We start from the raw sequence: 13,148 nt of genomic DNA, 5'->3' as shown, positions 1-13,148 counted from the left end.
GATTTTTTATTTTCTACTAATGAAAAGAACAGTAATTTATTCGCTTCTCGCTGCTAACATTTTACCGGCATGCAAAGGGGCGCATGAAAAAGAAGGGCGCCTGCCGAATGTAATTATTATTTATAGTGATGACGTTGGGTATGGTGATATAGGTGTTTACGAGGGCAGGATACCCACGCCGAACATTGACCGCCTTGCCCGGAATGGGCTTATGTTTACCAACGCTTATTCCCCCGCAGCCACGAGTACCCCTTCAAGATTTTCGATGTTGACAGGCGAATATGCCTGGCGGTCACCCGGCCGAAATGTGGCCAATGCCGACCTTCCTGCCTTGATACAGTCTGGAAAGGAAACCTGGCCATCCGTAATGAAAAGGGCTGGCTACGCCACATCTGTGATTGGGAAATGGCATTTGGGTTTTGGAAATGATAATGTAACCGACTGGAATGGAATCCTTTCTCCAGGCCCGCTGGAAGTGGGCTTTGACTACGCCTGGCTGATTCCTGCGACCAATGACAGGGTTCCAACAGTATATGTGGAAAACAACAGGGTTGTTAATCTTGATTCCGATGATCCTATTCAAGTTGACTTTAAAGAAAAGGTGGGCGACAGACCTACGGGATACGATCATCCGGAATTGCTAAAAATGATGTATACCTATGGCCATGATCAAACCATAACCAATGGTATCAGCCGCATCGGATTTATGAAAGGAGGGGAGTCGGCCCTTTGGCGTGATGAAGACATTGCTGATATGCTGGTGGATAAGGCGGTAAATTTTATTGACAGGCAAAATGGAAAACCGTTTTTTATGTATTTTGCCCCTGTTGATATTCATGTGCCACGCATCGTCCATGAGCGTTTTCAGGGTATAACATCCTACGGACCACGAGGTGAAATGATGGTGCAGCTCGATTGGACGGTTGGGGCAATTGTTGAAGCGCTTCAAAAACGCAGGTTACTCGAAAAAACAATTATTATCTTCACTTCCGACAACGGTCCTGTGCTTGATGATGGTTATGCTGATTTTGCTGCCGATAAACTTGGCTATCATAATCCATTCGGCCCTTTCAGGGGTGGAAAATACAGCGTGTTGGAAGCCGGTAGCCGGGTTCCCCTGATAGTGCAATGGCCGGGATTTATCGAAGCGGGAAAGATCTCAGAGGCGCTGTTCAGCCATCTGGACTTTCTTGCTTCTTTCGCTGCTTTTTTAGGCCAGGATTATGACCACAAAGCCGCCATGGATAGTCAAAATCATTGGGAAACCCTGATAGGATTAAATGATTCTGGAAGTCAGGGCCTTGTATTGCAGGCAATTATGGGTGTTTTGGCATATGTGAGGGAGGATGGATACAAATACATTGCCCCGGGGCCGGAAACCCGTTTTGTTCCTTGGGCAATGGAAATTGAAACCGGATTTGAGCCGGGAGATCAGCTGTTTAATATTTTTCAAGACCGGCGGGAGACTATTAACTTGGCAGGGCAGAAACCTGAAATCCTTTTTGAAATCAAAAAAGAGCTGCAGGCAGTTATTAATTATAATACCAAATAAAAGAAAAAGTCATGAGAAATGTGATTGTTGGTTCAGCCTTGTTGACAGGTCTTGCTTCCTGCTCACAGCCAGGTGAAAAGCAAGAACAAATTTGCCCTAATATAATCCTGGTTTATCTTGATGACATGGGCTATGGTGACATGGGTCGGACAGGTGCCTTGGGTTTTACCACTCCGCATCTTGATCAAATGGCCAATGAGGGCCTTTCCTTCACTCATTTTTATTCGCCACAGGCAGTTTGCAGCGCTTCCCGGGCTGGCCTTCTTACAGGCTGCTATCCAAACAGGCTTGGTATTGCCTGGGCTTTTGACCATACGTCACTCACAGGGCTGAATCCTGAAGAAATGACCATCGCTTCAATGTTAAAGCAAAAGGATTATGCCACAGCGGTATATGGTAAATGGCACCTTGGTCATCATAAGGATTTTCTGCCGCTAAATCATGGTTTCGATGAGTTCTATGGCATTCCTTATTCAAATGATATGTGGCCTTTCCATCCCGGCACCCCAAATTACTATCCGCCTTTACCACTTTTTGAAGGCGACAGTGTGATTGAAACCAATCCGAATCAGGCTGATTTCACTCGCGATTTCACCCTGCGGGCCATTGATTTCATTAAACGCCAACGTAAAAAGCCGTTTTTCGTTTATCTGGCACATCCCATGCCACACGTGCCGCTTTTCGTATCCGAAGATTTTGAAGGCAAATCTGAACAGGGCCTTTACGGCGATGTGATGATGGAACTTGACTGGAGTGTTGGTAGCATTCTTCAAACACTAAAAGACCTTAAACTTGAAAAGAATACCCTGGTAATAATTACATCTGACAATGGTCCCTGGCTTAATTACGGCAATCATTCAGGTAGTTCAGGCGGCTTAAGGGAAGGGAAAGGCACTACATTTGAAGGTGGCCAGCGTGTACCTGCAATTTTTTGGTGGCCGGGCACAATAGAGCCAGGGAAGGTTTGTAACCGTCTTGCCGCAGGTATTGATGTTTTGCCTACGATTGCAGAGATAACCGGAGCAGATCTTCCAAGGAAAAAAATTGATGGTGTTAGTTTATTGCCTTTGCTTAAAGGTGACTTTGAAGCAAATCCCCGGAAAGAATTCCTTTACTATTACCGGCAAAACAGCCTTCAAGCTGTGAGAAGCGGAAGCTGGAAGCTGGTTTTTGAACATCCCGGTCGCACATATAAAGGCTTTTTGCCAGGTGATGACGGCATACCAGGAAGTGCAAACGAGAATTTTTTGTTTCCAAAAGCGCTGTACGATTTGCGAAGAGATCCCGCGGAAGCCTATGATGTGCTTGCCAAATACCCGGAAATAGCTGAAGAATTGGAAAGAATTGCTGAAAAGGCTCGTCTGGATCTTGGAGATGATCTGAAAAACGTGCCGGGACAAAACCGCCGCGAGCCAGGCAGGGTTGAACACAACCCTGTTTACTGGTAATGTCAAAATCAGTACTTTTGACAAGGTTGCCTTGAATTATTCTCTTTCTTGGAATTTATTTTTCAAATCTCTATGGATTTCCAGTTCCCGGTCCCGCCCGATGCCTTTCATTTGATGCTCAAGCCTGTTGGGCCCCTGTGTAACCTCGACTGCACCTATTGTTATTACCTTGAAAAAAAGAATTTTTATAAGGGGAAACCTCATTTCAGGTTGGAGGAAGATTTGCTTGAGATCTTTATCAAACAATATATTGGGGCACATAAGGTGCCTGTGGTAAGTTTTGTCTGGCAAGGAGGTGAACCAACTTTGCTTGGAATAGAATATTTCCGGAAGGCATTAGCAATTCAACAAAAATACGCTGGGAACAAACAGATCGAAAACTCCCTGCAAACCAACGGAACACTATTAACTGACGAATTTTGTGTGTTTCTAAGTGAAAATAATTTTCTTGTAGGGGTGTCGATTGACGGACCTGAACAACTGCATGATCAATATCGCAGGGACAAGCAGGACCATCCAACCTGGAGAAAAGTAATGGAGGGGATAAATCTCCTGAAAAAGCACAAGGTTGAATTTAATACCCTCAGCGTTGTTAACAGGTATAATGCAGAATATCCGATGGAAGTCTATCATTTTCTGAAGGGAATTGGAAGCACTTTTATGCAGTTTATCCCTATTGTTGAGCGGGAGGCAACGGATGAAAGCATATTCCAGCAGAAACTTATACACCACGAATTCCCTGAAGAAGCCCGTGTGACGGAGTGGTCCGTCAAACAAGGACAGTTTGGGAAATTTATTACAACCATTTTTGATGAATGGGTGCGCAATGATGTGGGGCGTTATTTTGTTCAGCTTTTTGACGTAACGCTTGCCAATTGGTACGGAACAATGCCTGGATTGTGCGTTTTTTCGGAAAAATGCGGAAATGCTGCTGTGATGGAGCACAACGGGGATGTATATTCGTGTGACCATTTTGTATATAAAGATCACTTCTTGGGTAATATTCGTGAACAACCGCTGGAACAAATGATGGGTTCAACGGCACAAACCTTATTTGGGTTGGCCAAGAAAGCCTCTTTGACCAATTACTGCAAGCAATGCAGTTTTAAATTTGCTTGCCATGGAGATTGCCCTAAGCATCGATTTATTAAAACCCCTTCCGGGGAGAAAGGATTGAGTTATCTGTGCAGGGATTATTATAGCTTCTTCAGCCACACCAAACCATACATGGATTTTATGGTGAAGGAATTGAAAGCAAAAAGGCCTCCGGCAAATGTTATGGAATGGGCAAGAAAAAAGGATCAAATGCAATTGGCCCCCAAAAGGAAACCTGGTCGCAATGAACCTTGCCCTTGCGGTAGCGGAAAGAAAATGAAGCATTGCCATCCTGATGGGTTTCTCTTTAACTTTCTTTAAATCTCAAAAAGTATTTTTTAGAAACAAGCCGTTTTTATGATGAATGATATGAATGTTGAATCAATAGAAATATTTAGAAGAATGAACGCTGGGAAATTGTTTTTTTTACTGATTGCTGTCTTCACGATGGGCTTATTTGGCTGCCAAAGGAAAATGGAAGTGCCAACTGGTGTTACCGGTAACGTAATTATCAGGGAAACGCCCCTTTTCATTGAAAAGGAAAATCAGGGAATAATTTCAGTTGGCCTTGAAATCGCTGATTCTGTTCTTTTGCCCGAACTGACTAATATAAGGCTGGTATTTGGCAAAGAAGGCAAACCCAAAATGATCGAAGGAATGGTTTTAAACATCGAGGAGAAGGGAAAAGCAGTCTCGGGCGACACCATCCGTTTGGAGTTTTTGGCTCCTTTTACTGGGGAAGGTAATTCCATTGAGCTGGGTTGTGATTTGCCCTTGAATCCAGGAGACTATGACCTGAGTTTAGATATTTCATTGAAGGAAAATGTCAATCTTGAAGAAAGTTTTTCGCTTGCAGAAGTGCAGCTAATATTTGGCCAGAAATATCTGCTGGCCTTGCCCCAAACTGAAAAATTCAGGTTCAGGCCAGCTTTAGTATTGCGCGCTGCGGGACAGGATAATTGCGATACATATCGAATTCCAGGATTGATAACCACTGCCAAAGGAACACTCATTTCGGTTTATGACAACCGCTACAACAACAGCAAGGACCTGCAGGAGGACATTGACGTAGGTATGAGCCGCAGCACGGACGGAGGGCAGACCTGGGAGCCCATGAAGGTCATCATGGATATGGGAGAATGGGGTGGAAGACCACAAAGATTGAATGGAATAGGCGATCCAAGTGTGCTCTACGATCATACGACACATACCATCTGGGTTGCTGCCATGTGGATGAGTGGAGGGTCCCCAGATGACATGAACTGGTGGGTTTCTAGTCCGGGAATGGCTCCTGAGGAGACTGGACAATTTATCCTTGTGAAAAGCACGGATGACGGCCTCTCTTGGTCAGGGCCCATTAACATTACCCAGCAAATCAAAGACCCTGAATGGCAGCTCCTTTTTGCAGGTCCCGGGAGGGGAATTACCCTTGAAGATGGGACACTGGTATTTCCTGGACAGTTTAAGGAAGATATTGGAGTGCAGGCTCTGGATGGGGGACAGTATACCAGTCACTCGACTATTGTTTTCAGCAAAGATAACGGACAGACCTGGCAGATTGGAACAGGGGCAAAACCAAACACCACTGAAGCCCAGGTGGTACAACTGCCCGATGGCAGCCTGATGCTGAATATGCGCGATGACAAAAATAAATTTGAAAAAGAAAGAAATAATGGCCGCGCTGTTTCAATAACAAATGACTTTGGCAAAACCTGGATAACACACCCATCCTCCAACTCGGCTTTACCTGAACCCAATTGCATGGCCAGCCTTATTGCGCATAATATGAAGGTGGAGAATGAAATGAAGCAGGTGTTGTTCTTCTCTAACCCCGACAGCAAGGAACAAAGAATTAACATGACCATCAAGGCAAGCTTAGATGGCGGAAATACCTGGCCTGAATCCAAACAAATCTTGCTTAATGAAGCCTATGGTAACGGTTATTCCTGTATGACAATGGTGGATGATCGCACCATTGGTATTGTTTATGAGGGCGTTAAGGAGTTGTATTTTCAGAAAATACCGGTAAAAGAGCTTTGTCAGGATAATTAGAGGCCACCAGGCAGCCATATTTAGGTTTCGGGTTTAGTGTTGTTCCTTCGCCTGCTTTTTCTTTTTCAGGAGATGGAACATTTTACCGCGTTCTTATCAGCGAAATTCGCCATCTTTAGAAAAATTTACAAAATCTATCTGGCTAAATCGTTTTAGTTTTTAATTTTGCATTAATTCATCCATTATGCCAAGGAAAATTACCATTGATGACATTGCGAAAAGCCTGGGGGTTTCCAAGACCCTGGTGTCATTGGTACTGAATGACAAGGCCGATCAGCATGGCATCAGCCTGGAGACCCAGAAAAAGGTTAAAGAAAAGATCAGGGAACTCAATTACAAGCCCGACGTCCTGGCTCGCGGATTCCGTACCGGGAAAACCAACACCATCGGGGTGATTGTCTCCGACATTTCCAACAGGTGTTATGCCCGCATTGCACGAAGCATCGAAGACCTGGCCTGGGGCCATGGTTATACTGTAGTTATTTGCAGCACGGATGAAAATGTGACCAAGGAAAAGGAACAGATCAGGCAACTGCGTGACCGTAAACTGGATGGGCTGATCATCTCCACCTCACAGGATAGTCCTGAGTTCTTTGATAAACTTGCGGATGCAGGCTTTCCCCACGTAATGATTGACAGAACCTTCAAAAACATGCTGTCGCCCAACGTTTCCGTGGATAACTTTGGGGGCGCCCGCATGGCAGCAAGGCATCTGCTTCACCAGGGTATTAAAAGGATTGCCATTGTAGCCATTACGCCAGACCATATCTCCACCATCAACGATCGCATTAAGGGGTTCCAGTCGGCCCTGGCTGAGGAAGGAGTTCAGGTCCCGGAGGACTTGATCATACGCACCCCTTTCGGGGAAATGGATAAAACCATTAAGGAAAAACTTTTGCATTTATACCAGGATGGGAACATGCCCGAGGCCATTTTTTCCCTCAACAACAACCTGACAGCTGCCTGCATGCAAAACCTCAGGAATTTGTCCATTGACATTCCCCGGCAGGTGTCAATCATTGGCTTTGACGACGTCAGTTTCTTTAGCTTTACCCGTCCTTCCATCTCAGTCATTGCCCAGCCCATTGAAAGGATCAGTGAAGTGGCCTTTGACTTGCTGATGAGGCAGATTGAAGGAAACCATATTACGGAAGCCGAGAAAACAGTGAAACTACCCGTTGATATCATTATTCGCGAATCATCCTTAAAACCCAAATCTTTATGAAGTTTTTCAGCAAACACCACCTGATCAGGCGCATTCCTGTTCTTGCACTGATTGCTTTTGTCATGGTCCTGTCCTCCTGCCAGGAAAAGGAGGAACTGAAGGAGCCTGCAGCCTATGTGAATCCATTTATCGGGACCGATGCTCACGGGCATACTTTCCCGGGTGCCACGCTTCCTTTCGGGATGGTACACCTCAGCCCTGACACCCGACTGGGCAGCTGGGACGGCGCATCCGGGTATCATTATTCCGATTCTGTGATTTATGGGTTTACCCATACGGCCCTCAATGGAACCGGCGTTGGCGATTATGGCGACATCCTGCTGATGCCCATTGTGGGTGAACCTAAATTCATCAACGACGATTACCTGTCTCCCTTCAAAAAAGAAAACGAAAAGGCCGAAGCAGGCTATTACAGCGTGTTTCTCGACAAACCTGGGGTACAGGCCGAAATGACAGCCACCACCCGGGTGGGATATCACCGCTACACCTTCCCGGAAGGCGCTGAAGCCAATCTGATCATCGATCTGCAGCACCGTGACCGGGTGACCGATTCATGGATTGAGTTTGTAAGCGATACCGAGATTCGCGGGATGCGACGCTCAACAAACTGGGCCAACGACATGATCTGGTTTTTCCATATGGAATTCTCCAGGCCCATTGTGCGGAAAGGCATTGCAGTCGACGATGAACTTCAGCCTGATCTGCTGTTTGCGCAAGGCTTGAATGTAAAGGCCTTTGTGGGATTTGATACTGCCGATGATGCACCGGTCGAAGTGAAGGTCGCCATCTCTGCGGTGGATCACGAAGGAGCTTATAAAAACCTGAAGGCTGAAATACCCGGATGGAATTTTGATGAGATCCGCCAGCAAGCCTTTGAGGCCTGGAACAGCGAATTGGGTAAGGTCAGGGTAAAGGGTGGAACCCCCGAACAAAAGGAAGTGTTCTATACCGCCATGTATCACGCTTACCTCCAGCCCAACACCTTTATGGATGTTGATCGCCGCTACAGGGGAATGGACAAGAACACCCACACTGCTGAAGATTTTACAAACTATACCGTATTTTCCTTGTGGGATACCTACCGTACTTGGCACCCCCTGATGACCATCCTCGAGCCCACACGAAGCATTGACTTTGTGAAGGTCATGCTCGATATGTACGAAAAAGGGGGGATGCTACCGGTTTGGGAGCTGGCCGCCAATGAGACCGGAACGATGATCGGCTATCACAGCGTGCCCGTGATTGTGGATGCCTATATGAAAGGCCTCCGCGGCTTTGATCAGGAAAAAGCCCTGGAAGCCATGGTCCACAGCGCCATACAGGATCATTTGGGTTTGGCCGCCTACCGTGAATACGGTTATATCCCTGGCGACAAGGAACACGAATCCATTTCCAAAACCCTCGAGTATGCCTACGATGACTGGACCATTGCCCAGATGGCAAAAGAGATGGGCAGGGACGACCTCTACCGGGATTTTATCCGCAGGGCCCAGTTTTACAAGAATATTTTCGACCCCTCCACCGGTTTTATGCGCCCCAAGCTGAATGGCAACTGGCTCACGCCCTTCGATCCCACCACCGTTGACTGGCACTTCACCGAGGCTAACTCCTGGCAATATAGCTTTTACGTTCCCCAGGATATTACCGGCTTTTATACCCTGCACGGGGGCAAGGAAAACCTGGCTTCGAAAATGGATGAGTTGTTTACTACCAGCGCGCCGATTTCAGGCCGTGACCAAAAGGACATTAGCGGACTCATTGGCCAGTATGCCCACGGCAACGAACCCAGCCACCATATGGCTTATCTCTATAACTTTGTAAACCAGCCCTGGAAGACCCAGCAAAGGGTCCGGGAAATAATGGACAACCAGTATTCAAACCTGCCCGATGGACTGAGCGGCAATGAGGATTGCGGGCAGATGTCAGCCTGGCTGATTATGAGCGCCATGGGATTTTATCCCGTGACCCCCGGTTTGCCCGAATATATCATTGGCACCCCCTGGTTTGAGGAAATGGAAATTACCCTCGAAAACGGAAATGTTTTTAAAATTACCGCCAACAAGGTCTCTGACAAGAATTTCTATATCCAGTCGGCCAGCCTCAATGGTCAGGACCATCCGTATTCCTATCTTTCTCATGATGCCATCATGAAGGGTGGGCATTTGCATTTTGAAATGGGCAGCAAACCCAACAAGGAATGGGGAGGCCAGGATGAATTTGTTCCGGTCACCCATATCCAGGATGAGCTTATCGTGCCCGTGCCTGTCATCATCTCAGAAGGCGCACGCATCAGGGAATCTGCCCAAATAGAAATGGCCGCAATTCAGCCCGGGCTGGATATCTATTACACCCTCGATGGAACCACACCCACCCGTGAATCAAATAAATACGAAGGCCCCATGACCCTCGATACCACCGTTACCGTTAAGGCTGTTACTTTCCAGGAAGGCATGGGCTATAGCTTTCCTGTAAAGGCCTCCTTCGTGAAGCTGAATATTGAACGCTCCGTGGATATCCTTACGGAATGGGCTCCGAATTACCACGCGGGTGGGGAAGAAGCCCTGATCGACGGACTCAGGGGTGCTGAGAACTGGCGGCTCGGCGGATGGCAGGGCTATACCGGCACCGACTTCGAAGCCATTGTCGACCTGGGTAAGGTGCAGCCTGTAAATTATGTGGCTGCCGGCTTTGTCCAGGAAATCCGCTCATGGATCTGGATGCCCGTGGATGTCAGTTTTTATGTCAGCGATGATGGGGAAGACTTCGTCAGGGTGGCCTTTGTTCAGAACACCGTCCCCATCGACGATTACAGCTACGTGGTGAAGGATTTTGGGGCCAGGGTCAATACTGAAGCCCGCTATGTGAAGGTGAAGGCTACCAACTTCGGCACCATTCCCCAATGGCACCTGGGTGCTGGCGGCAATGCTTACATTTTCGTGGATGAAATTATCGTAGAATGATTTTTTAATAGTATGGCCCATTGAAGTGACCTGGGCTGGACTAATCCAGGTTTTTAAAAGGGAAATTCACTTTTTATTCAAATTTCAGTGAGGGATCCAATAGGATGCCTCACTGTTTTTTTATCCCTATTGATAAAGGAAAAACCATTGAACAGCTTTTCTGGTCTCAAAACCTTTCCATGTCTTGTTTGGGTCAGAGTTTAGACGTAGTTCAGACGTAGTTAACACGTAGTTCAGACGTAGTTCAGACGTGCGTGTACGTTTAAACTACGTTTCAACTACGTTTAAAATTCGTTTTACCTACGTGTTGGATATGATCCTGAACCAGGCTAAGACCAGGTTTGATCAGGCCCCTTGAAGGCTTATTGATCTTAAGGTGCAGGGGTATCTTGTGCAGCGGTTTTATCCTTAAGGGCAAAAGAATTTCATTACCTGAAGTCCGGGAAGAAAAGGGTTTTGGATGGATTTAACAAAACATCCGTTGCCGGGATGGGATTTGCAGAAGATCAGAAACGGTGCTGATAGCCAATGCGAACCACCTGGGTTTCATAATAATCCTGCGACGTAATATCAAAGCCATTGCCTTCGAGTTCGTATTTCACCACCAGGGTGTTGAAAATGTCGGAGGCATTCAGGAAAAGCTCGCCACGGCCGTTGAGTACTTCCTTCTTCAGGCCCCCGTCGACCGAATACCTGGCCAGGATTTTTCCCTGGGGAAGGATGTCGGGTGACAGGTAAGTGCCGGTAATCTGCAGGTTAAAACTCCGGGGCAGTTTTACATCGAAGATCAGTTTGAGGTTGCCCGCATAGGCCGATTGTTCCTCGCGCGAAAAGCTGATGTTTGAGGGGTAGGCATTGATGATTTCAAAAGCCGCCATGCGGTTCAGGTAAACATTGGCATTCGTGCTAAGTTTCACAGTCCTTAAAAGCTGTTGGGTCCATACCCATTCCACACCTGTATTGTAACCCTTGCCTGCGTTCTGGTTCACCGAGGCCAGCCTGTTGCTCTCCGGAACCTCGGTGATGATCTTTGTCAGGATGTTTCGTGAAATGCGGTGATAGCCTGCCAGGTAAAAAGTTCCTTTATCATAGGAATTTCGGTAACCCAGTTCAAAGGATTGGGTGAACTGGGGCACCAGGGTCGGATTCCCGAGGTTTAATATCTCCGGGTCAGCATAAGTGGGGAACACCCTGAGCATGCTTTCCGATGGACGGTCTACCCTGCGGTTGTAAAAGGCTGTCAGGCGGTTTCTATCGTTGAGAAGCCAGGAAGCCCTAACGTTTGGAAAAAACCCGAAATAATCGAATCCATTGCTTTCATAAACACTGTGGCTCTCATCCACCAGGTAATCGATCCTGGCGTATTCAGCCCTCAGTCCGGCTTCCAGTTCTAAAGCCTTTAATTCATAAACGTAATTGGTGTAGGCTGCCGACATATACTCACGGTATTCGGCAGTGCCAGCAAGGCCGGGATCGAGAATGGAGTTGATGCCGGGGGTGAATACAATATCATTGGGAAATATGCGGGCCATTTGTTTGGTACCAATCTCAATCCTTCCGGCACGTAGTGGCCTGACATAGTCCACGGTCAGGTCAAGGATGTTCTCATCGGCGATCAGGGCTGTGGTGTCAGTCCCCATGATTCCGTTTTCAAAATTGTCGAAATAAAACACCTCATCTTTCCTGCGGAAGGAATAATTCAGCGAGGAGGTCAGGCTGTGACCAGGCTGGATGAAGCGATGCGCGTGAGTGATGGTTGCAAAGAGGGTTTGGTTGACCTCGTTCTCGTAATACTCCCACAGGCGCACTTGCTCGTTGGTATTGGCGTTTAAATAGGGGAGGTCGCCCAGGTCAGTATATTCCCTGTAATTAAATAAGGCTGAAAAAGTAAGGGTGTTTCTTTCATTGATGGAATAGTCCAGTCCCCCGCGCAGGTTGTATATGGGCTGGGTCCGGTTTTCAAGCCATTGCTGGCTGACAGGATTGCTGTCATCATATTCACGGAGGAAAAACTCGCTTTTCATCATCGTTTTATGATACAGCAGATCGCCATGCACAAAAAAGTTAAAGGCATCCTTCCGGTAATTGGCTGAGAGTGAAGGGTTGACTTTGGGGGTAAGGAGGTACTGATCCCTGATGCCGGGCAGGTTATCTTTTTTGCTGCCCAAATTTCCAAGGCCAAGGGTAAGGCCAGCCCTGCCATTCCAGCCCTGTTGCTGTTCCTTGCGGAAGATGATATTGATGATGCCAGCCATGCCACTTGCATCGTATCGGGCCGAAGGGTTATTGATGATCTCGATGCCTGCAATGGCTGAAGCCGGTATGTTTTCCAGTCCTGATTGACTGCCCATCCCCGTAATGGCGGTCTGCTTGCCGTCGATGAAAACGGTCACCTGGTCACTTCCCCTGAGGGAAACCTTCCCGTCACGGTCAATGGTGACTCCCGGAAGGTTCTGCATGGCCTGGAGGGCGGAGCCGCCTGCCTGGCTTAAGTTATCTTCAATGGAATAAACCTTGCGATCCATGGATGAAATCACCTCCTCACGAATGCCTGAAACCGTGACCCCCTCGATTGAGAGGGAACTTTCTGCCATCAGAATATTACCAAGGTCAAGAAAAGAACTCAGGCGGCCAATATGAAAGGGGGTATATTGCTCCTCATATCCTACAAAAGAAGTTTTAAGCAGGTAGTCTCCACCACCCAACTTACCAATACTGAAATGGCCCTGTTCGGTGGTAACTGTACCGGTCACGAAATTGCTGTCGGGCAGCTGGATGATCTGTACCGTAACAAATGGCAGGGGTTGACGATCATT

At 47.2% G+C, this 13,148-nt stretch carries 7 protein-coding genes; 6 read left to right on the top strand and 1 reads right to left on the bottom strand.

The annotated features are described in order from the left end of the window. Nucleotides 1–19 precede the first annotated feature (19 nt). The 6 genes from V2I46_13315 to V2I46_13290 all read left to right on the top strand — a co-directional run bounded on the left by V2I46_13315 (nt 20) and on the right by V2I46_13290 (nt 10,332). On the top strand, nt 20–1,552 hold the full coding sequence (locus V2I46_13315; GenBank protein MEE4178479.1) for a sulfatase-like hydrolase/transferase: 1,533 nt from the start codon (nt 20–22) through the stop codon (nt 1,550–1,552). An 11-nt stretch (nt 1,553–1,563) separates the two neighbouring features. After that, nucleotides 1,564–3,000, top strand: coding sequence for a sulfatase (locus V2I46_13310; protein MEE4178478.1), 1,437 nt, complete (start codon nt 1,564–1,566; stop codon nt 2,998–3,000). A 72-nt stretch (nt 3,001–3,072) separates the two neighbouring features. After that, nucleotides 3,073–4,416: an anaerobic sulfatase-maturation protein gene (locus V2I46_13305; GenBank protein MEE4178477.1), complete on the top strand. Its 1,344-nt coding sequence runs from the start codon at nt 3,073–3,075 to the stop codon at nt 4,414–4,416. An 81-nt stretch (nt 4,417–4,497) separates the two neighbouring features. Next, complete coding sequence (locus tag V2I46_13300) at nt 4,498–6,147, top strand: sialidase family protein (protein ID MEE4178476.1); 1,650 nt, start codon at nt 4,498–4,500, stop codon at nt 6,145–6,147. Nucleotides 6,148–6,331: 184 nt separating this feature from the next. Then, the gene (locus tag V2I46_13295; protein ID MEE4178475.1) at nt 6,332–7,372 is read left to right on the top strand and encodes a LacI family DNA-binding transcriptional regulator; all 1,041 of its coding nucleotides are present in this window, start codon (nt 6,332–6,334) and stop codon (nt 7,370–7,372) included. Then, nucleotides 7,369–10,332, top strand: coding sequence for a GH92 family glycosyl hydrolase (locus V2I46_13290; GenBank protein ID MEE4178474.1), 2,964 nt, complete (start codon nt 7,369–7,371; stop codon nt 10,330–10,332). Before V2I46_13295 ends, V2I46_13290 begins: the two co-directional genes overlap by 4 nt. A gap of 506 nt (nt 10,333–10,838) precedes the next feature. Here V2I46_13290 and V2I46_13285 read toward each other — a convergent pair. Next, nucleotides 10,839–13,148: TonB-dependent receptor (locus V2I46_13285; protein ID MEE4178473.1), on the bottom strand; the 2,310-nt coding region annotated here is incomplete at its 5' end.

Source organism: Bacteroides sp. (genome assembly GCA_036351255.1).
In the GTDB taxonomy this organism is placed as follows: Bacteria; Bacteroidota; Bacteroidia; order Bacteroidales; family UBA7960; genus UBA7960.
The sequence above is the reverse complement of the archived record's forward strand: the minus strand, read 5'-3'. Positions and strand labels throughout refer to the sequence as shown.